The sequence below is a fragment of the Allorhizobium ampelinum S4 genome (genome assembly GCF_000016285.1).
Taxonomy (GTDB): domain Bacteria; phylum Pseudomonadota; class Alphaproteobacteria; order Rhizobiales; family Rhizobiaceae; genus Allorhizobium; species Allorhizobium ampelinum.
Genome location: NC_011988.1, coordinates 599266 through 620428, shown reverse-complemented (window position 1 = coordinate 620428; position 21163 = coordinate 599266). Strand labels below are relative to the sequence as shown.

The window sequence follows — 21163 nt, the reverse complement described above, 5'->3', positions numbered from 1 at the left end:
TTTGATCATATATGGCGCACTTCTCTTCGCTGTAAAGCGGTCATGCAAAGATCCCGTTCCACAAGCTTTTAGAGGCGCGTTCTGTTCCTCTATCGAGACTGTTTCCCGGCATCCAGCCCTGATTTATTGCAAAAACCGGTCCATCATTGCTTGGGACCTTTTCTGTCCATCCAACTGGACGGCATCGCGATGCAGGAGAATCAAACGCTCGGCCTCCGAAAGACCGGTGCGATGCAGATCGGCTTCAACGTCATCTCTCTGCATTTTAGCCATGAGCGGACCGGGTTGCAAAATCGTTACCCGCTGGCGAACCCCCCGCAGCTTTTCCTCACCAAGCGTTATCCAGTCACCGGCGCAATAGCCGGCGAATGCATGGCTGGCCACCACGTCGCTTGCATATTTCTTGGTGAGCAACTGAAGCCTGACCACTTCATTGACCGCCGAACCGAAAGCTGAAAACGTCAACCGGTCACGCAGTCCGACATTGCCGAACATCACATTGCCGACATGCAGGCCGAGGCCGTAGCCGATAGGGGCCGCACCCTTTTTCCGACGCTCCGCATTCAGGTCCGCCAACCGCGACTGGGCCACACGAACAGCCGAAAGTGCCGCCTGACAAGCCTGCCGGGAGGGATCTTTATGACGGTCGCAAGGATAGACGGCCAGAAACCCATCGCCCAGGAAACTGAGAATCTGTCCGCCATTGCGGTTGAACGGTGCAGCGATCGCGTCGAAAAAATCATTCAACGTATCGATATAGGCCTGGCGGCCTTCTTTTTCGGCCAGCATGGTCGATTGGCGCATATCGCCGACAACAAGTGCTGCCCGGATGGTTTCGCCGTCACCCCGGCGGATCTGGCCATTCAGCACCCGCTTGCCGGCATCGCCCCCCAGATAGGTGGTCAGCATATTGTTGGAAAGCTTGCTGAGTACAGCCATTTTGGCGGCAACCGCCAGATGGTTTTGAATGCGCAGCAACGCGGCAATCATCTCCTCGCTAAAGCCGTCCTTGGCATCCGTGGACCAGGAGCCCAACATGCCCTGCACGGATTGATCGCCGAAGGGCTGCATGAAGGCAAGGTAATCGGTGACATTCTCCTTGCGCAAATCCTCGAAGATCTCGAATTCAACGGGGCCTTCGGCGGGAATGCGCCGGCGCAAATAATCGAGATCCCGGCTTAGCAACTGATAATAGGGGCTCTGCAAAAACATATCCGTATTGTCGGCATCGTGACGATAGCCTTCAATCATCAGCCCGCTTTGTGGCCGCCAGGTAAAGCCAACAGCTTCGTAAAGCGGATGCAGCATGGCAAAGGACAAATGGACCCGAACGATTGGCAGACCGGCGGCGGCGATCCGGTCGCAAAAGCCCCGAACAATATCCTCGAGAGTGCTACCGGAAAGGGCTGCCTGTGTCAGCCAATCGGCGACTTTCTCCATGAAGATCGCCGAGACCGGTGCGGATGTAGTTGCCATGAAAGGTCCCATCAAAAAGACGCGTCGTTGAAAAACAGGCCATGGCCGGGTTCATGATAGGAAATAGGGATCTCCGCCACTCCAGACAATGGCAGACAACGTCCACAATGCCTTATATACAGCATGTTTCAACACAATGGAATCAAGACGATACTGTCGTTTTGTTTTCGCATCGGATTTTTTCGCCGCAGGTTATGTTTTGCCAACCTCGGAAAGGTTGAGCGCATTGCGTGTCGCCTCATTCAGGATGAAGACTTTTAACAGCTCTGCACGTCCGCGAATGGAAATTTCCCGTCCGGCGCTTTCCGGCACCACAAGCCCCGCCAGAGTAGCGACCGGTTCGGAAATCACCAGTTGGGTTTCGAATTCCTTGGCCACCGATTCCAGCCGGCTGGCGACATTGACGGTATCGCCAATCGCAGTGAGATTACGAACGCTGCCGTAACCCAGTGTTCCCACCACAGCCGGACCCGTATGGATGCCAATAGCGATCCTAAGCGGCACCGTCAGTTCATTGGCCAATTGCCGGTTCAACTCCTCAAGACCGGCAATGATACCGCTTGCCGCCTTCAGGGCCTGGCGACAGGCGGTCTCGGTCGAACCTGTGACGCCGAAAAGCGCCATCGCGCCATCGCCGATGAATTTATCCAGCCGCCCTCCTGCCTCTTCCACGGCATGACCGACCACGGCGAAATAGCGGTTCAGCAGAAAGACGATGTCGAAAGGCAACCGGCTTTCCGTCAGCATCGTGAAATGCCGCAGGTCACAGAACAGTACGGCAATATCGCGTTCGCGGCCCGGAACCACTTCATGACTGCTATCGATCGTGGCGCTTTGCGGCATCGCCACCATAAGGGGCATGACTGTGAGGTTCGCCATGGGCCGAAGCTGGCAGGCAAGCCGCACACCGGGGCCAGCCTTGATCCGGTTGAGCGTACCCTGTTCCAGCGTTTCAGCGGGCGGCAACAGCTGCTCTCCATCGATAACCTGGACGCGGCAGGTCGAGCACTGGCCCTTGCCGCCGCACACGGCATAATGCGGTTGTCCAGCCAGACGGCTGGCCTCAAGCAGCGTGAAGCCGCGCGGCACGCTGACAGCCTCGCCGTTCGGATAGCGGACGGTGATAAGGTGCGCCCGCTCGTTCATTCTGCGGGCGACACGCAGGGCGACAACCATGCCGATAGATAGGAAAAACAACCCATAAAGTGACAAGCGGATAATCTGGATCCACCCTGCTTCGCTGTCCGTCAATGCGGTCGGGTCATAGTAACCGCCTGGATAACCGCTCAACCAGAAGGCTGGGCTGGCAATCGTGCGGCCCATCTCGACAAAGCCAAGCAGGGACAGGATCGGCAGCAGAATGGCCACCGTCAGTAAACCCGCTTTGGACCTTTCATACCATGGTCGGAAGCGCAGCCAAAAATGGATTCCGATACAACCATGCAGCCATAAAATGACAATGGCGAGCGATTGGCGCCATCCATCGACAGGCGACGTGGTCCACATGGAATGAACGACCGTCTGATAATTGTCACGCAGATGAAAGAGCGAGGAGGCAATCCTGGTCGCAACAATATGGTCGATGATCAATAGCGGCACCACCAAGCCAAGCACGATCTGCAACGCTTCGGATTTCGGCATGGTAAAGCTGCGGCGGATATAGACGGCGCGCAACGCCAGACCCATGTGGGTGAGCATAGAACCGTAAAGCAACACTGTGCCCGGGGGGGTACGCCAAACACCCAGAAACCACAAACGGGCGCGATCGGCAAAATCCACCGAAATCAACCCGGTGGCATGATTGGCCATATGCATGGCGAGGAACAGGAAAATCACCAACCCCGAACCGAGCCGGGCCTTGCGTATCCGGCGTTCCGACCAGAGGCTTTTTTTGACGTCCACGGCCATAGGTTTCAGTTCTTCAAAGCCACTTTCCGAAGATCCAGCAATGGCAGTTTTGACAGGACCTGTAAATCACCGCCGGGTTTCCTGATTGATTTTATCGATTGTATGACCAACACGGAAATCAAGTTTCCGAATTTTTGCCTGTGCTATCAGATATCGAGAAGCATTCCGTCACGAGCCATAAGCGTCGCTGGAAACGCTTCCTGCGCCAACCGTTCCAACAGTGCCATTTCGCTGTCGGTGCGCCATGGGGCGTGATGGAACAGCAATAATTGGCCCACATTTGCCTGCTCGGCCAATTTCACGCCCTGCTCCCAGCTCGAATGGCCAAACCCTCGATAACGCTGCATTTCCGCTTCGGTAAAGGCGGCGTCGTAGACCGCAATATCGGCATTGGCCATCAGCGCCAGCGCTGTCGGGTCGAGTTCGCCGGGCTGATGTTCTATGTCAAACACCAATGCCAGCACCTTACCTGCCCATTCCACCCGGTAGCCAATGCATCCGCCCGGATGATCGAGCGCAAATGTGCCGATGGAAATACCAGGACGAGGCGTCAGAATATCGCCGGCACGAAAATCATGAAACTGCAAAGAAGCCTTGCAGATATCCATCTTCACGGGAAAATAGGGCGGACTGACGAATTGATGGATCATCTGATCCGTCGTCATGCTACCGGCAAGGTGGCCGGACCAGATATTGACGGTGATCTCGGGATTGTAGATCGGCTTGAAAAAAGGCAAGCCGATAATGTGATCGTAGTGACAGTGGGAAAAGAACAGGTCGACATTGCTGGTCTTGTCTCCCATCATATCCAGACCGGCCTGACGAATACCGGAGCCGGCATCGAAAATAAGCCTGTGCTCGCCACAGCGCACCTCGATACAGGGCGTGTTCCCGCCATAAACATCGAATTCCGCGCCGCAGACCGGGATACTGCCGCGAACACCCCAGAATTTCACCTGAAACACGCTACTGTTCACTTTTATCCAAAGAGTTTCTGTCGCGGAATTAAGACGATTGGTTTTGGACCGGTTACCAATACATCATTCCTGAAATTACCAAGGATGCAAAGGGAAATGTCAGGTGCCTGTCCCAGCCCTGTCTCTTTCCAAGCATTACCTGTACCAACAAAGGGAATTGCAAAACTTACCATGATTGGTCGAAGGTTACTTCCTTGTTGTCATCTTCCTGAAGAAGATGGGTGAGAAAGCTCGCCGGTTCTGGCCTGCCGATCAGGTATCCCTGGACCTGATCGCAACCCAGTCTTTTCACGCATTCGAATTGTTCTTCCGTTTCCACACCTTCAGCCGTCGTGGTCATGCCAAGGCTGGCGCCAATTCCTGTCACAAGCTCTGCGATTGCCAGGGCATCCGCCCTTGTCGTCACATCGCGGATAAAAGACCGATCGATCTTCAACTTGTCAAACGGAAAGCCCCGCAAGCTGCCGAGCGAAGAATAACCCGTGCCGAAATCATCCATGGCAATCTGAATCCCGATCGCCTTCAACTCCCTCAAGGTTTTCAGGGTCAGTTCGTTTTTGTCAAGCAAGACGGATTCAGTGATCTCAAGCTCTAGACGGCCCGCAGAAAGGCCGCTGATTTCCAGGGCATCTAAAACCTTTTGCACGAGCGTCGCGCTGCGAAACTGCACTGAGGACAGGTTCACCGCGATTTTGAGATTGCCGCGCCAGCTTGCCGCTTCCATGCAAGCGGTCCGCAGAACCCAATCCCCAAGCCCATCGATGACCCCGATTTTCTCGGCGACAGGGATGAAGTCAACCGGTGATACCGAACCGCGGCTTGGATGTGTCCAGCGCAGCAATGCTTCATAACCGCAAATCTCGCGCGTCGCAGTGGTCGCCAATGGTTGGTAGTAGACTTCCATTTCCCCATTTTGCAAGGCCGTTTGCAAATCCGCCTCGAACGACTTTCTGTCCTTCAACCTTGTCTGCATCTGGTTTTCAAACACACAGGCATGGCTCGGCCCCAACGCCTTGGCTTCATAGAGAGCAAGGTCAGCACGCTTGAAGAGTTCGTCCGTATCCGGCTCGTCATTGAAGATAGCCACACCCACACAAGTGCCGATCTTGATTTCCTGGTCTCCGACAAGGTACACAAGGCCAAGTTCATGCATCAGATGCGTGGCAAAATCCATCGCCTGTGTCTCGGTCAGACCGGTGGACAAGATCGCGAATTCGTCTCCTCCCAAACGACAGACGAGATCGCCGTGGTCCTTGATGTCGACAAGCCGACTCGCAACCATCCTTAGCAAGGCATCACCGATGTCGTGACCTAGCGTGTCGTTCACATCCTTGAACCCATCGAGATCCAACAGCAGGATGATGGCCGGCGGTCCGCCAGCTTTGGCCGATACCAGCCTTGCTTCCAGATCCTGACGAAAGAGGATGCGATTGGGCAGACCTGTCAGGGAATCATGGTGAGCGACATATTCGAGGCGATTGTTTTGTGACTTCAGCTCCCAGGACGCCGCACGCAGATCGTCTGTCAACCGTTGCATACGCCGATGTGCTTTATCCAGAAGACTGTTGTGACGCAAAAGCAAGCCGACAAGCACAATACCGCACAGGATAAGCCCCCCAGCAAGGGCGGTGTAGATGAGATGAAGGTGCCGCAACTCAGCCTGGGCGGCACCAATCTTGCTGACGTCGGCTTCGAGAGCAGACGATGCCAGCCTTGTCATCGGACCATCCAGAAGTTCCATTTTCTGTAACAGCACTTTGATGGCTTCAAGGTCCAGCGTTCCGAACCGCCCGTTGAGAGTTTCAAGAACGTCGCTGAGCTTGGCGATCAGATCCACACGCTGCGGATCGGCATCAATGAAGCTCTTTAAATTGCCTTGCTCGAATAATTCCAGCCGGCTCAGCATGATATCCAGACGAAGACGCAAATCATCCCGGTCAAACTCACCCATGTCGAATGCGGATGTCGCCAGCCGATGCTCAAGCCTCATATATTCGGAGAGGGTTTGACTGACGGCCCAGGAATCATTGTAACGGGCAAATTTCTCAAGCGTCGTTTGACGTTCGGCTATCACATAGGCGATGTACCCGGTTGCCATGACGAAACAACATATGATCGTCCCAAGAATACGCCTCACGCCGTGCCTCTATTCCACAATGAGCTTTGAAACCTGCCATGCCGATCGCATGTAATATACCTGACTTTGAAGCTGTTGGTCACTATCATAGGGATAGACAATGAAGAGCGGCCCTTTATCCCTCACCGGCATATAATTCTCGTCCCGCTTGAAAGCGAGCAAAACATTGAACCGATTGAAATCATCAAGCGGAATTGTTGTCACATAATCGTTGAGAGCAACGGCTGTCACCTTCGTTCCCTTTGCTCCCACGAAATCCATCAGTTTTTTAAGCGGAACGCCTTCAAAAGCCGTACGCCCTTCATACCAAGGATTGGCGGTTTTAATCACTGTAGAACCAATGGCTTCCAGCATACCAAGATCAAAAGCAGCTCCCTCCGCCGTATTGCGGTTTTCAATATTGCCGGAAATCACTAGGATAGGCTTGCCTTTCGGCTCAGCGAATGTTCCCGCCAGCGCCATCGAAACGGGAGCGACCGACAGCACGATATAGGCCCAAAGGCGGACGAATCTCATTATAATTCTCCTGACGATCAATCGCTAAAGCAAGGACGACAACACCATTTGGAATTCGAAGAGCGTTTTGCCACAGTCGTGACCGTCCGGCATGTTGGTTCGGTAACTTTTCACTTATTTCATACAAGAGTTTACAAGTGCAATAAAGCATCCAAGGGTGTCTACCGAAGACAGACCGCAACGCAGCGTATTGTAGATTGAAGCGGATCTTTGCGAGAAAAATCAGTTTCGCGTCATCAAGTTAAAATCAGCAAGACGCGATCACGTTTCACCGAAAATTACTTAGATCGAATAATATATGAGAAAATTCTCAGATACCAGAGGGATCGTTGATTCGCCTAGCCGACCGATTGGCAACGGCAATTTTTCAGAGCAACGACCGACAGACGGTTTGCTCATCGCTCCCCAGCGTACGGAGCAATCCAAGCAATGTCCTGACGTGACAAGAGTGATGATCTGTGAGCAGAAGAACATGTGAAGCCGGGCATTTGAATGGCGAGCAATCCGCCCTACCATCGGCATGAAGTACACATAATATCTGGTGGTTAACGACCGACTCGGCCTGGCCGCCCGTGAATTCCTTCAATCGGATACAATTTTACAGAAGCAGGCAGAAAAATTAAAGCACGACAGTCTCTTTTGGGCATTTTATCGAGCGCCCAAAAGAGACTGTCGTGCTGTATTCGCAAGGATTGATTCCGATGCCCACTAATTGGCGGTTTCCCCTGAAAAACTTCAGAGGATAGAAACGGCGAAGATGGTCAAACCATCTTCGCCGTCTGCCACTTACCAGAGCTTTTTGATAAAGTTCACTTGCAGATAATCACCCTTGAATGAATTCCTGTTGTAGACATCCGTCAGGTATTTGATGGTCACGGTCGCACGTTGTGAAGGAAAATCAACCGCGACGATGGGACCAAGGCGTATGGATTTATGCCGCCGTCCGTCCAAGGCTAGATTGGCCGGAGAGCCATCATCATCCTGAACCTGCCATTTGACATTGCCGGCAAGACCGAACTGGTAGCGATTATACCGTTCTGTAACGGCGAAATCGGCCGAAAGATAATCACCGTCGCGATAGGTGAAACCGCCCGTCGAGTCATCCCGGTCGAAATTGTGATTGTAGAAGATACGGGTCGAAAACTCCGTCCCTTCCAAAAGAATAGGACGGGTTCGATAGGTCATGGCGACGTTTGGAGACAGAACCCAGTTACTGAAGCCTGGATTGCCAACCTTTTCATTGTCGAACAAGCCCATTGGTATGGTGACACCAACACCAAGACCCAGGGTGAAACCAACTGGCATCGGCGGAATGAAATCAGCAGCGGGCTTTGGTTGACCAGGAGCGCCAGGAGGCGGGCCTTCATACCAGCTCTTCGACCAGAAGAAGATATCGGAATAGGCGTCGAACCAACCGGTATTTTTGGAAGACAGATTGGCTGGCGTTGTTTTTGTAATCGTCAGATCGTGCTCTCCGTAAACGAAGACCAGAGACGACGCCATTCGCCCGCCAAAAATCTCTCCGTCATAGACGTAAAGCCCACCCAACTGCCCCTGAAAAAGCCTTTCGCTTGTATCAGGGAACATCGAATTTCCGCTATTGTCACGCAGAGAGTTCCGCCAACTGCCCCAACTGCCACCGACTGCATAGAAGCCAGCCTCAGGCGGCAATTCCGCAGCCCTTATATCCGTAGAGGCGCCCGGTGTGGACGTCTGATAAAACTCGGCAGCAAAGGCCTGCCCACCTTGAGAAGCCAATAGGCAAGTGCCCATCAGCAGAACCGCAAAATCTAACCGTCTATTTCCCATAAACTTGTCCCACTTTCCCAGCCAAAATAATAGGCCACCCCAAATCCGGCTCTGTCGAATCGCCCTGGGATTCGCTCCATAGTAAATCCCAGACCACCCTAACCGCCTCTTCTTGCTCCAGGCTTGCAAAGAAACATCACAACTCCTTAAGGTAGTAATATATTTAAGAGGTTGCGCATGGAGAAGCGTGTTAAAGCGAAGCTGAGTACGTCACAGAGGATGCACTAAACCTGCGCCTGGTTCGCTTCGTCTCAATGAAGCCCGACCAGTTCCCGCTTGATGGTGACAGGCTCCTTCAACGCCATACCGAATATCGACCAGATGGCGAAGACGCCGGCTCCCAGCAGCGTAAAAGCTGCAAAACCCGCCATTGCTCCGATCATTCCGCCGGAGGCAGCGGAGACAGCGCCAACCACGAGGGGGCAAATGAACTGGCCGATGAAAAACATCGACGTCCAGATACCGGAGGCCCTGCCTCGATAAACATCCGGCAGCCGCGCCATGGTGAAGGCCAAAACCAGAGGTAGCGAAATACCGCAGCCAATATTATTGATGAACATGCCAACGATTCCACCCATCAATGACGTCTGGGTATAGAGCAGGATGAAACCGATACCCTGCAACACCATGGCCGCCGACAAGAGCACACCGATGGAACGTCGCGCCTGAGACCGGAACAACAGGGTTCCTGCGACGACACCGAAAGACCCGGCAGCGCTGGCAAGACCAAGCACGCTTGGCTCAACAATGCCGCGCTCGGCAAGCAGCAGGGACACATGGACCGGCATCACGTAGAAGAGCATGCCGCAGATCATCGTCAAGACGAGGCAAACGATAAACCGCGTGTTGAAAAGCCCGCCTTCGGCGTCCCGCGTATCCCCGGGCATGTCAGTTGGACGGCTCGATGAGTCCACGCGTGACGGCTCGAACAACACCATCAGGATAAGCGGAATGAACAGCGCCGTGGCACCATAGACAAGGAACGGTACGCGCCAACCGTAACCACCCAGAAATCCTGCCAGCACGAAACAAACGGTTGCGACAAAAGAGGCCGACCCGAATTGCAGAGATAGCCAGTGCGCCCGACGTTCGCCTGCAAAATAATCGCAGATCAGGGCCGTCCCTGCCGTCATGACACCCGCTTCGGCGATACCAACCACAACTCTCGATGCGATAATTGTATAAAGGCTATCAAGCCAGACTGGCATGACACCGGCAATGGCGTAAAACAGCATGGAATAAAACAATAGCGTCTTGCGACCGATTCTATCGGCAAGTATCCCGGCAACCGGGGCAAGCAGCGCCACAAATAGTGCCGGCGTGACGAGGGCGATCGGAGCAAGCAGCGACGCATTCGCCTCCGAGGAAAAATGCTGGATGATCTGCGGCAAGACCGGCGCGAACAATGTCGATCCGATCGGCGCCAGCCAGGCCATTGAGATGAGTAACACTCCTTGAGGTATACCGGCGGCTCTTTGCATGTCTCTCCTCCTCCATAAATACCCAGATCTTCAAGACTGGTCCGCAATCCGCACGCAGAAAATCGATGCGGGGCAGCCTGCCCTACAATCTGTATTGTTTCGAAATGAGGTTCCGCGAATTCAGGCAATCCATTTCAGCTCACGCACTCGCCTCCAAGCTGACTGGTTGATCAAACTGGATCCACCTCTTCTTGCAAAAGCTGCAGCGCCGAACGCGTTACCTGTCACACCAAAGACGTCGCCCTATTCTCAAATTGACGCCCCCCCAAAAGCCGAGTCCGGCTCCAGGAATTATGAACATGGACATCAGGCTGAATGCGATGCTGCGACGTGATCTCCTTCCCCTCCCAACACAATTGCGTCAGGACCTCCTCATTTCTTTGCATATTGAGGAATATCAAATCGCTAGTCAACAAAAATTATTATATTTTGATAATATCGAAAGAATTTCTAATTATGCGTGCATTGTTTCGAATATAAGAGGCAAACACTGATGGTATAAAATGCTCAAACCCACCGGGAATTTAGCTTGTCAGCAAGGATTGAAGATGCAGGCAACAAAAGCATCGCCAGCCGCCGTTCAGTGGAGTCATCGAAATCGCTGGCACGGACGATCAGGCTGAAGCTGGCATTGATTGCCCCTTGCGCGCAGGTGACGGGTACAGAAATGCCAACAAGACCCTGGTCCACTTCTCCACGCGTCACCGTAAAGCCGCGCTTACGGATGGCGGCCAGTTCAGATGCGATATCGTCAAATGCCCGGTCCACTCCCTCCGCGCCTTTAATGATCTTGCTCAGCTTTGCCCGCGGCAATTGTGCCAGAATGGTTTTTGACGTGGCACCCCGCAACAATGGCATGGGCCTGCCTCGCTCATAGCTGGTGGCGATATCGGTGGCGGGGCTACGATCATCGGCAACGCAAATCACCTGGTCGCGATACAGCCGTGCGATGACCGCGACACAAGGAAACTGAACGGCAGACACAACGTCACGCAACAAGGGCACGCCCTCGCGGATCAGTGGATCGGAGAGGCGAAGACGTCGATCAAATTCGATAAAAACCGCGCCGAGGCGATAATGACCCTCCCGGGAAGGATCTAGAAACCCTTGTCCGACCAACTCCCGTACCGTGCGGTAGACCGTGCTTCCAGGCACATCCAGCCGCTCTGCGATATCCTGTATGGTCCACTCGGACGTCTTCTCGTCGAATAGCCTCAAAATATCGACAAAGCGTCCCAGTCCGGCCATGCTTTTCCTCAGAAAGCTGAAAGAATCCCAATATCAGGCAGTTTCTGACTCGCATTTCGAGCCTGGCAAGTCAATCGCCAGCCTGAAGCAGATTTGAATTCCTATAGGCCGCAACACGCATGCCAACACCGGCAATCATTCTCTACTGGTAAATTTGGCTTTCCTGGTAAATTTGGGTTCTCTTGGAAAATGCGAGATCGGTCAGGCTATGCTGAAGCGCTCTGACAATGCTTTTCGGGCTCGATTGACCCGGCTTTTTACAGTTCCCACCTCGCAACCACAGGCAAGGGCGGTTTCATCGTAACTTGCGCCGCTCGCCACCATCAGCAGGGAACGCCGCGATGCTTCCGGCAAATGCTGCATAGCCAGACCGAGATCGGCGTATAGAACCACCCATTCCTGTGGTGGCTCCATCACCATGCGCAGGTTAAACTCGTCATCCATTCCAACATGCTCACGCTTGCGCCTGTTATAGGCCGTATAGAAAGCATTGCGCATGATTGTGAACAACCAGGATTTCAACGCCGTACCGGCTCGAAATTGTGAGGACGAGTTCAAGGCTCTGAGAATGGTGTCCTGAACCAGATCCTCAATATCGCCATTGGGGCCGACCAGCCGCTTTGCGAAACGTTGCAATGCAGGTAGATGCGCCTCTATTTCGGTGTGAACAGCCGTTGTAAATGCCATCGCGCCGCCGTTGCCAGCGCTGCCCTCGAAAGTTGCCATGAAACAGATCTCCTTCTGCGGGCATCAACGAGCACAGGGCCAGGTTGTTTCTGTACGCTACCGCACCAAAGACACGTGACGTTTGCCATCAGGGTTCTGGCCATGAACACAAAAAAGGCCGCACATTGGCGGCCTTTCAGGGGGAAGAAACCTTTCGCAACAGCGAAAGGTTCGTCCAGAGATCACGCTGCCTTGCGTGCGCTTTTCTTGTTGGCGCTACCTTCGCCAAGCGCCGTCAGCTTTTCGTCCGTAGCGATTTCTTCCTTTAGGGTCGCATCGAGCAAGGCGGCGGCCTCCTTCATACCGAGCTGCAGTGCCCAGGCCTTTAGTGTGCCGTAGCGGGCAATTTCATAATGCTCGACTGCCTGCGCTGACGAAATCAAGCCAGCGTCAAGAGCTGAAGACCCCTTGAAATCCTCCATGATTTCTTCGCCTTCGGCGATGATGCCCTGGATTGCCTCACAGGTCTTGCCCCGGGCATTCTTGCCCAGAAGTTCAAAGACCTGTTCAAGCCGCTCGATCTGGCCTTGGGTTTCTTCGCGATGATGAAGAAATGCGTTCCGGCCCTCTTCCGATTGGGCTGCGCGTGCCATTTTCGGCAAGGCCTTCAAGATTTGCTTCTCAGCAAAGTAGATGTCCTTAAGCGTATCCAGGAACAGGTCGTTCAATGTTTTCTCAGCCATTTTTTCCTCCGGGGAATGGTGCAATTCCTTGGCGTCTTTCCTGTGGCTTTCGTCTGGAACTGCGTGAAAAGTCGGGACGCTTTTTGAAGGCTCCCATGTAGGCCACCCTTCCCAAACCAGGGTTGCAACCTAAAAGTTCCCCGAAATATCCGGCAGGAAACCCGGCGGGTGAAATGGCACCGCAAATAGCCGTTCAACGCAATGACACCGAAATACCCAACACCATCGTCTTCGCCACGACTTGTTTGACCGGATTTGGGAACCCGAGCGCGCTTTCGCAGTTCAATATGAAACCAGGCACACCACAACATGCGCCCACACCAAGACCGCGCCTCAAAGACGGGCGCGCCAAAGGCCTTGGTGCCCAAGGCATCGGTGAATGTGGCAAGCCCAGGCGAATTAAGGAAAGGAACCGGATGGACAGGATTGCCGCACAGTATAGCGAAAAACCGGATACCGATGAGATGAAGGCAGCGGTTTTCACCGGGCCGGGACAGATCAACATCGTATCCAATACTCTGCCGCAACCCGGACGGAGCCAAGTACGAATCAGGCTGGAGGGCTGTGGTGTCCTCGCTTGCGACCCTCTCTCTCTCGATAGACAAGGGCGGATGCCGACCTCTGCCGAGCCTGTAGGATTGGATGGCGAAGGATGGGGCGTCATCGACGCCATTGGTCCCAATGTCAGAAGCCTGTCGGTCGGAGACCGGGTGGCGTCCCTTGTGCGGTCCGCTTATGCCAGCCACCATCTGGCCGATGCAGACAGTGTCATTTCGCTTCCCCCATTGCTGGATGGCATGCCGTTTCCAGGCAGGTCCCTGAGCCGAGCGATGAACATCTTTCGCCGTGGCGATATCAAAGCCGGACAAAGGGTGGCCATTATCGGCATAGACTTTGTCGGCGCCCTTCTCGTCCAGCTCGCCTCAAGAGCCAAGGCGCATGTTACAGCCATTTCGCGCCGTCCAGCATCCTTGGCGGTGGCCAAGCGTATGGGAGCGGCAAAGGCGTTTACCATAGACGAGCATGGTGCGGCGGACGATTCCGTGCGGATCATCGAAACCGTGCATGAGCTTACGGGCGGATATCTTTGCGACCGGGTAATCGACGTTACCGGCGAGAGCGGGCTGATTGATCTGGCGGATAAATTGACCAACGCGGCAGGTCGCCTGATCATGGCCGGTCGCCAACAGTCCGACCCGCGCGAAGGAATTATACAGTCATGGAAAAAGCGCGAAGCCGCAGTAATCCAGACAGATAAACACAGTCACGGAATCGGCCCAGACATCAGCCAGGAAATCTGCGTCGATGGCATGCTTGAAGCGGTGGCGGCAATCATGGACGGACGGCTCGATCCCACATCCCTTTATACCCATCGCTACCGATTGGAGGAGTTGGGTCAGGCGCTGATCGCCGCCCGCGACCAGCCGGATGGATTTATGAAAGCACTGGTGATCTATTGATGAGTGACAGAATTTTGAAAAATGGCCGCGCGGCTGAGGATCGCGCCATTTCAGTGTCGCCGATCCTTGCGCCAAACCATGGTGGCCGAACCGGTACGGAGACAGACATGCCTGTGCGTAATCGTCTTCTGGGCCTGCTGGCGCCTGATGATCTCGCCGCTATCGCGCCCGCTCTCGAACCTGTCGATTTACCGCAAGGGCTGATCTTGTCGCAGCCTCACGACATCGACCACTCCTGTTATTTCCCTCTCTCGGGCGTCGGCTCGACGGTGATCGTTTCTCCGGCTGGCAACCAGAGCGAAGTCGGACTGTTTGGCCGCGAAGGCATGTCGCCCGCCTCTGCGCTGCTGGACAGTGACCGCAATCCCTGCCGGGTGATCATGCAGGTCGCAGGCACTGGGTTGCGCCTGGAAACAGGCCGATTGGTTGGCTTGATGGATAGCAGGCCAACCATGCGCCGCCTGCTGCTTCGATGGGCCTATGTGGTCAATATGCAAATGGCTTTCACGGCCCAGTCAAACGCCATTCACTCTATCGATAAGCGGTTGGCACGCTGGATCCTGATGTGCCACGATCGGCTGGATGGGGATGAATTATCGCTAACTCATGAATTTCTGTCGATCATGCTGGCCGTACGGCGCTCGAGCGTCACCGCCTCCTTGCACGTGTTGGAAGGCGAAAGATTGATTTATGCGGAGCGCAAGGCAATCCGCATTCGCGACAGAGCAGGTCTCGAAACCTTTGCCGCCGATGCCTATGGTCCCGTAGAGCGAGAATATCAACGGCTGTTAGGGCCGATGGGAGATCCGCCGCTTGAGGTTTGACTGAGAGCATATCGGCGAGAAGACTGCGAAACGCCGATATGTTTTAACTGGAGGCCAGATTAGCGAGCGACTGTCGCAGGCGAGATCCGCGCAAAGGGCCCCGTAGCGCTGCAAACCAAACCGTCTTCGGCAAACTGGATATCGGGCGTCGCTGCAAACAGTGATGCAAGGGCGGAGGTAACATAGCGTGTCCCATAGCCTTGCCGAGCCGGTGTACGGACAGGCGGCCCGTTGCTCTCCTGCCAATGGAACTGGAAGGTCGGTTTCTCCCCACCATCAACCTCCCAACGAAGGGAAACACGCCCTTCCGGGACCGACAGGGCGCCATATTTGATCGCATTGGTGATCAATTCATGCAAGCAAAGCGCCAGCGTCGTTCCGGCTTCACGACTGACAAGCAGATCACTACCGTCAACGGCAATCCGCTCGGTGCCATAGGGCGAAACGATCAGATCAACCACCGCCGATAGCGAGACATCCTCGCCCCCGGCCTCAAAAACTGCCGTATGGACATTGGAAAGCGCCAGCAGTCGCCCATTGAAATCCGTTGCAAGATCGTCAAGGCTTTCGGCACCGCGCCGTGTCATGCGAAAGATCGATGTCACCGTTGCCAGGATATTCTTGACCCGGTGATTAAGCTCTGCCCGCAATTCCCGCTCCCGCTCGATGGAATCGCGCACCTGCCGCTGGCGCAAGCGCACCAGCAGGTTGGACTGGATACCGCTGACCAGTTCCAGCGGCGCCACGGGACGTGTGTAGAACAAAAGCCGCGCTCCCGGCCAGGCGGAAAGCAATTGGCTGCGGATCCGCGTCAGGGGCGCGCCCCGCTCCAGAAGAACAATGATCGGCACTTCAGACCAGTTCGGCTGCCGGGTGAGATGCGCGGCGGTCAGGGCAACAATCTGGGGCGTCAGAGCTTCATGTGACACAATCACAATCCCAGGTGAAGCATCCAGCAACTGGGCGAAGCCCTTGGCCTCCGTTACGGCCCGCACCTCGATCAGATGTTCGCGCAAAAGCGCGCCGACATAATCGGCATCCTTGCGAAAAGGTGCGCAGACCAGCACCCAATCCAGCTCATCCTGGACCAGTTCCTCCTGGGGCGATAGCGATGTCATTTCGGATCAGGAAGCGGGTTATAGGAAACGACGCTGACGCTACCGCTTTCGATCAGCAGCTCTCGGACATCCAGATCATGGGGACCGTGGCGCTTCTTAACCACGGTGATGCTGCGCCGCAGCCGGCCCTCATGCTCCATGATTCTCAAGAGAAGCACCGTATCGCCGAGGAAACTGACATCGACGTCAATTCCGACATTCTGGCCCAAAAGCCCATGCTGCGCGACAATCAGCATGGTCAGGACACCGGATCTCGCTAGATATTTCAGCAGGGACTGGATGTCCCGCACCGCCTTTTCCCGATGCGGCAATGAATTCAGATAACCCGTCAGGCTGTCGATGACCACGACACGCACCTTGTTCTGCACAACGGCATCCTGGACAATCTGGCCGAACTCGCCGGGTGAGACTTCATTCGGGTTGAAATCACGCAGGATCAGTTTGCCATCCTTGTGGAACTGCCGCAATTGCATGCCCAGGCCTTCAGACCGGCGGAAAAATGTTTCCAACCGCTCCTCGAACAGAAAGAGAGCGACGCTTTCGCCGCGCTCGAGGGCTGCCGTTGCATAGAGCGACGACATGGTGGATTTGCCCGTTCCGGCCTGACCGATGACCAGGGTGGTCGTTCCCGCTTCCTGGCCGCCGCCGAACATGTCATCCAACTCGCTCACGCCGGATTTGATCAATTGCGGCTTGGTCGCTTCTGTCGCCGTGCTGGGCATGATGCGCGGAAACACGACAACGCCTGCGCCTTCGCGGATCGCCATGTCATGATAACCATCGGCAATCGGCACGCCGCGCATTTTAGACACCTCAATCCGGCGCCGGACACCGCCATATTCTTCCAGCGACTTGTCGAAGCGGATGACGCCATGGGCCAGACCTTCGACCTCCTCGCCGCTGCGGTCGAGACCGGGCGACTGAGTATCGAGAAGCAGCGCCACGACCTTTCGTTTTGACAGGAAGGACTTGAAGCCGATCAGTTCCCGGCGGAAACGGGGGGAGTCGCCGGTGATCAACCGGATTTCCAGCAGCGAGTCATACACCAGGCGCTGCGGCTTATGCTCATCGATAGCAGCTTCTATCGCCTTGCGGGTTTCATCGAGCCGCAGATCGGCGGTCATGAAAATGCTCTGCTCGTCGGCCTCGTCGATACTGCCTGTCGTCGACAGTTCCTCGACGTGAATACCATCCAGCGTCCAGCCATGGGAAACCGCAATAGAGCGCAATTCGGCAGCACTTTGGGACAGCGTCACATAAAGACAGCTCTCGCCCGCTTCAACACCGGCCCGCAGGAACTGTATGGCTGCGGTGGTTTTGCCCGATCCGGGAGCACCTTGAAGCATGAACAGGTTCGGTAAGGGCAATCCGCCGCGGAGAATTTCGTCCAGTCCTGCGATGCCGGTACTGGCAATCGCAGCTTTTTTGCGTGGTGGCATATCTGTCTTCCATGACCATGCAGGCAAATGCATCGTTCAAAAGAGGGGGAATAATATCGCGATGCCGCATAGTTCCGTTAACCCGGGACGATTGCGGGAATTCTACGGCAGAATTTTTAGCTTTAAGTCAATGTCCACCCTGATCCAAACCCGCCCTCAATGAGCGATGCAGGAACTTTATATTTGTCTTGTGCAAAATTTCAATAAAATCCGCAAACTCGGCCAATGGGGGGAACCAGATCCAGGCGACAGCTTTCCCCACTTGGCAGGCCATTCAGGATGAACCATCTTTCAGGCGACCGCAGGCCGCATTTCAAGCCTCCAAGGCGGCGAGTGTTTGCGGCTTATCCAAAGCACCGGATTGCGCTGTCTCGGACTGCCCTGACACCGACGACTGCCCTAACCCTGGCTGGACCACAGCGAAGGAAAGATGGAAACGAAGACCATCGGGCCGGAAATCGCTGCTGATCTTGGGAGACAGGCTGCGAGGGAAAGCACTGCGGATCAACCGCGACCCAAACCCTTCGACACTGGCCCCTTTAAGACCGGAGGCTTGGGGATCAGAACCTTGAAGAGTGGGATCAACGACCGGCGGCCCGTCTTCTTCCCGCCATTGCAGCTCGATCCGATCCTGCTCTTGCCGCCATTCTACCTTGACACGTCCATCCCGTTCGCGAAGAGACCCGTATTTCACGGCATTTGTGGCCAGTTCATGCGCGATCAGCGATAGCGCGACAGCAGCCTCAGGCGGCAAGGTGCAGGCTGCCCCCTGGAGAACAATCCGCCTGTCACCCTCGCTATCGAAGGGTTGAAGCGCCCGCTCGAGGACATCGCGCAACCCGGCACTTTTCCAGTCTTCCGACAAAAGGATATCATAGGCTCCCGCAAGGGCTGCAACGCGCCGGGCAAAAACGCCATTTTCCTGCGAGCGGTCCTTGAACGTCTGCCTTGCGATCGCCTGGATCATCGCCATCGTATTCTTGACACGGTGCGCCAGCTCTCTGGCCACAAGTTTGCGGTTTTCTTCAGCGCGCGCTGCCTCACATCGGCGTGCTTCCAATTCGTCCAGAAGACTATCGACCGTGGCGCCAACCTGTCCCAATTCACTGGAGCGCCCGGTCATCCCGGTTCTGGCCGCGAGATCCCCTTGGCGCCATCGCTGAAGAACGGCAACGATGTGAGTGATCGGGCCGAGGATGAAGCGATTTCCGATCAAAAACGCCGCCAGGAGAGCGAGACCTGCGCCCACAGCGATCATCGCCAATCCCAAGAGAGAAGCTCGGTCAATCGGCGCAAATGCCTGGTCCGCCGAAAATCCGGCGCTGACATAAAATGGATTGTCGGGTGAAACAGGAACATAACCCATAATCCGGCGTATTCCGTCCTGACCTACACGTTCCGTCGTGCCGGGTTGTTGGGCTTGAACCAGCGTGTGATAGGGCGGTGGAATCTGGGTGCCAACGAATTTTTCAGGCCCCGGGTTGCGGGCAAGCACGATACCGTTGCGGTCAGCAATGGTGATCCAACCGCCCGGCGGAAGGCCCCGCTGAACGATGCGCTGTTCCAGCCACTCAAGATGCACCGCCGTCGCCAGCACACCAACTGTCTCGGATCCCTGCTTGATGGCCAGCGCCATTGGCACGATTGGTGCGTTCGAGATCCGGCTGACCGTGTAATCGCCAACCGATAACGCATCGGACCGAAGAGCTTGCCGAACATAGTCGCGATCGCTGAAGTCGCTGCCGACCTCCCAGCCCATATTGTCGCAAACCAGTTTTCCATTGCGATCGAGAACAACGATATTGCGGACCTGCGTTACTCTGGCGGCTACCGATTTCAGAACGTCGGTACAGGCCTGTTTATCCTGACCGGCGACCGCTGGAATAACCGCGGTGGCAATCAGCAGGGCCTTGACGCCTTCCACGACGCTTTTCACCTCGGACGCCGCCTGTCGGGCAGTTTCGAACACCTGACGATGAACTTCGGCATAGCGTTCGGCACGCGCACTCACTTCATTGTAAACCAGCATTCCCAATGCCGGTGACAACGCCGTCAAGACCACAGCGACCAGTCTCTTTTTCACGCCACCCCTCCCCACCCGCAAGAGATCAAGACGCTTTTCGGCCCCTGTTTCGCACCAAGACCCGTATGCACAAAGGCCTGGCGAAACTGCACAACCGTCGCCCCTCCAAGACACGACTGCGCCAAGCATCCCATGGGATGCACAGAACCCGCCGCCCCGATTCTATACTTGCTGCATGGCTTTCTCCTTGAGCCTTTCAGCCGAAGGAATCATGCAGCAGTTTATCGGGTATTCCTGCAGCGACAATAGAGGGTCAATGCATTTCCGCCACGCTGCCAAGAGAGCGCGATCCACATCATCGCCACTACCGCAAAACGACAGTCGGTCAGGTTCAATCTGAACCTGACCGACGAAAACTTTTCTTGGTTTTGCTTGTCTCTTCGGGGAACCCGGACTTCAATTCACCCAACAACCGCTAGATAATGGGCTTGCCACCGGTGACTGCGATGGTGGCGCCGGAAACATAGCTTGAAAGCGGGTCGGCCAGCATCACATAGGCCGTTGCAAGTTCAGCCGGTTGGCCCGGTCGTTTCATCGGCACCTGCTCGCCAAAGCTCGAGACCCGTTCCGGCGGCATGGTTGAAGGGATGAGTGGCGTCCAGATCGGGCCGGGCGCAACAGTATTGGCGCGGATACCTCTTTCCGCCAGAAGCTGGGCGAGGCCTGCCGTGAAATTCTGGATAGCACCCTTGGTCGTTGCATAAGCCAGCAAAGTGGGGCTCGGCGTATCGGCGTTGATCGAGGCTGTATTGATAATCGCCGCACCGGGCTTCATATGCTTGACGGCTGCTTTGGTCAGATAGAACATCGCGTGGATATTGACCCTGAACGTCAATTCCCATTCCTCATCGCTGATATCCTCGATTTGCTCGAAGGTCTTTTGGTGGGCAGCGTTGTTGACGAGAATATCGATGCCGCCAAGCTCGGCAACCGCCTTGTCTATAATGAGGCGGCAATGGTCGGCCTTTTGCAAGTCGCCCGCCACCAGCACGGCCTTGCGGCCTGCCTCTTCCACAAGGCGCTTGGTTTCCTCGGCATCCTCATGTTCGCTGAGATAGGAGATCAGCACATCAGCACCCTCTCGGGCATAAGCCAAGGCCACAGCGCGCCCGATGCCACTATCAGCACCTGTTATTACCGCCTTCTTGCCGGCAAGCCGCCCCGAACCCTTATAGGTCGTTTCACCGTGATCCGGCACGGGATCCATGTCGCGGGTCAGTCCCGGAATAGACTGTTGTTGCTTGGAAAAGGGTGGCGTCGGTTTATCGATCATCGGAT

Annotated in this window: 16 protein-coding genes; 2 read left to right on the top strand and 14 right to left on the bottom strand. The window is 55.3% G+C overall.

The window, feature by feature from the left end; translation table 11 throughout:
* Positions 1–123 precede the first annotated feature (123 nt).
* The 10 genes from AVI_RS19945 to AVI_RS19900 form a co-directional block, all read right to left on the bottom strand.
* Entirely contained in the window at positions 124–1476 is a 1353-nt protein-coding gene (locus AVI_RS19945) for an adenylate/guanylate cyclase domain-containing protein (RefSeq protein WP_012653942.1), read from the bottom strand.
* Between the two features lie 192 nt (positions 1477–1668).
* A complete protein-coding gene (locus AVI_RS19940) occupies positions 1669–3384 on the bottom strand; it encodes an adenylate/guanylate cyclase domain-containing protein (protein WP_012653941.1) in 1716 nt (571 codons plus the stop codon).
* 146 nt (positions 3385–3530) lie between these two features.
* Entirely contained in the window at positions 3531–4361 is an 831-nt protein-coding gene (locus tag AVI_RS19935; protein WP_012653940.1) for an MBL fold metallo-hydrolase, read from the bottom strand.
* 166 nt (positions 4362–4527) lie between these two features.
* Positions 4528–6459: a putative bifunctional diguanylate cyclase/phosphodiesterase gene (locus tag AVI_RS19930; RefSeq protein WP_156596776.1), complete on the bottom strand. Its 1932-nt coding sequence runs from the start codon at positions 6457–6459 to the stop codon at positions 4528–4530.
* 48 nt (positions 6460–6507) lie between these two features.
* Positions 6508–7014 carry a putative pterin-binding protein gene (locus tag AVI_RS19925; RefSeq protein WP_012653938.1) on the bottom strand — a complete coding sequence of 169 codons (507 nt, stop codon included), beginning with the start codon at positions 7012–7014 and terminating at the stop codon, positions 6508–6510.
* A gap of 786 nt (positions 7015–7800) precedes the next feature.
* A complete protein-coding gene (locus tag AVI_RS19920) occupies positions 7801–8952 on the bottom strand; it encodes a SphA family protein (protein ID WP_012653937.1) in 1152 nt (383 codons plus the stop codon).
* 122 nt (positions 8953–9074) lie between these two features.
* Positions 9075–10304, bottom strand: coding sequence for an MFS transporter (locus AVI_RS19915; protein WP_012653936.1), 1230 nt, complete (start codon positions 10302–10304; stop codon positions 9075–9077).
* 507 nt (positions 10305–10811) lie between these two features.
* Positions 10812–11552, bottom strand: a complete 741-nt coding sequence (locus tag AVI_RS19910) for an IclR family transcriptional regulator (protein WP_012653935.1) — start codon at positions 11550–11552, stop codon at positions 10812–10814.
* A 201-nt stretch (positions 11553–11753) separates the two neighbouring features.
* On the bottom strand, positions 11754–12278 hold the full coding sequence (locus AVI_RS19905) for a sigma-70 family RNA polymerase sigma factor (RefSeq protein ID WP_012653934.1): 525 nt from the start codon (positions 12276–12278) through the stop codon (positions 11754–11756).
* 182 nt (positions 12279–12460) lie between these two features.
* Positions 12461–12961, bottom strand: coding sequence for a YciE/YciF ferroxidase family protein (locus AVI_RS19900; RefSeq protein ID WP_012653933.1), 501 nt, complete (start codon positions 12959–12961; stop codon positions 12461–12463).
* A gap of 416 nt (positions 12962–13377) precedes the next feature.
* On the opposite strand from AVI_RS19900, the gene AVI_RS19895 reads away from it, so the two are divergent.
* Together AVI_RS19895 and AVI_RS19890 are read left to right on the top strand one after the other, a co-directional pair.
* The gene (locus tag AVI_RS19895; RefSeq protein ID WP_012653932.1) at positions 13378–14421 is read left to right on the top strand and encodes an MDR/zinc-dependent alcohol dehydrogenase-like family protein; all 1044 of its coding nucleotides are present in this window, start codon (positions 13378–13380) and stop codon (positions 14419–14421) included.
* Positions 14421–15245: a Crp/Fnr family transcriptional regulator gene (locus tag AVI_RS19890; protein ID WP_234617639.1), complete on the top strand. Its 825-nt coding sequence runs from the start codon at positions 14421–14423 to the stop codon at positions 15243–15245. Before AVI_RS19895 ends, AVI_RS19890 begins: the two co-directional genes overlap by 1 nt.
* 59 nt (positions 15246–15304) lie before the next feature.
* Here AVI_RS19890 and AVI_RS19885 read toward each other — a convergent pair whose 3' ends face one another.
* From AVI_RS19885 to AVI_RS19870, 4 genes are all read right to left on the bottom strand, one after another.
* Entirely contained in the window at positions 15305–16363 is a 1059-nt protein-coding gene (locus AVI_RS19885) for a sensor histidine kinase (RefSeq protein WP_012653930.1), read from the bottom strand.
* Positions 16360–17802 (bottom strand): DUF7125 family protein, encoded by a 1443-nt coding sequence (locus tag AVI_RS19880; RefSeq protein ID WP_012653929.1) that lies wholly within the window; start codon positions 17800–17802, stop codon positions 16360–16362. The genes AVI_RS19885 and AVI_RS19880 overlap by 4 nt, the downstream gene beginning before the upstream one ends.
* Before the next feature lie 313 nt (positions 17803–18115).
* The gene (locus tag AVI_RS19875; RefSeq protein WP_049777344.1) at positions 18116–19885 is read right to left on the bottom strand and encodes a sensor histidine kinase; all 1770 of its coding nucleotides are present in this window, start codon (positions 19883–19885) and stop codon (positions 18116–18118) included.
* 415 nt (positions 19886–20300) lie between these two features.
* Positions 20301–21158, bottom strand: coding sequence for an SDR family oxidoreductase (locus AVI_RS19870; protein WP_012653927.1), 858 nt, complete (start codon positions 21156–21158; stop codon positions 20301–20303).
* Positions 21159–21163: the final 5 nt, after the last annotated feature.

Bases quoted from the DNA above. Each gene is read 5' to 3' on its own strand.
- AVI_RS19885 (WP_012653930.1), bottom strand. From the start codon at position 16,363: ATGACATCGCTATCGCCCCAGGAGGAACTGGTCCAGGATGAGCTGGAT.
- AVI_RS19900 (WP_012653933.1), bottom strand. From the start codon at position 12,961: ATGGCTGAGAAAACATTGAACGACCTGTTCCTGGATACGCTTAAGGAC.
- AVI_RS19910 (WP_012653935.1), bottom strand. From the start codon at position 11,552: ATGGCCGGACTGGGACGCTTTGTCGATATTTTGAGGCTATTCGACGAG.
- AVI_RS19905 (WP_012653934.1), bottom strand. From the start codon at position 12,278: ATGGCAACTTTCGAGGGCAGCGCTGGCAACGGCGGCGCGATGGCATTT.
- AVI_RS19940 (WP_012653941.1), bottom strand. From the start codon at position 3,384: ATGGCCGTGGACGTCAAAAAAAGCCTCTGGTCGGAACGCCGGATACGC.
- AVI_RS19930 (WP_156596776.1), bottom strand. From the start codon at position 6,459: ATGGCAACCGGGTACATCGCCTATGTGATAGCCGAACGTCAAACGACG.
- AVI_RS19895 (WP_012653932.1), top strand. From the start codon at position 13,378: ATGGACAGGATTGCCGCACAGTATAGCGAAAAACCGGATACCGATGAG.
- AVI_RS19945 (WP_012653942.1), bottom strand. From the start codon at position 1,476: ATGGCAACTACATCCGCACCGGTCTCGGCGATCTTCATGGAGAAAGTC.
- AVI_RS19925 (WP_012653938.1), bottom strand. From the start codon at position 7,014: ATGAGATTCGTCCGCCTTTGGGCCTATATCGTGCTGTCGGTCGCTCCC.
- AVI_RS19880 (WP_012653929.1), bottom strand. From the start codon at position 17,802: ATGCCACCACGCAAAAAAGCTGCGATTGCCAGTACCGGCATCGCAGGA.
- AVI_RS19915 (WP_012653936.1), bottom strand. From the start codon at position 10,304: ATGCAAAGAGCCGCCGGTATACCTCAAGGAGTGTTACTCATCTCAATG.
- AVI_RS19870 (WP_012653927.1), bottom strand. From the start codon at position 21,158: ATGATCGATAAACCGACGCCACCCTTTTCCAAGCAACAACAGTCTATT.
- AVI_RS19890 (WP_234617639.1), top strand. From the start codon at position 14,421: ATGAGTGACAGAATTTTGAAAAATGGCCGCGCGGCTGAGGATCGCGCC.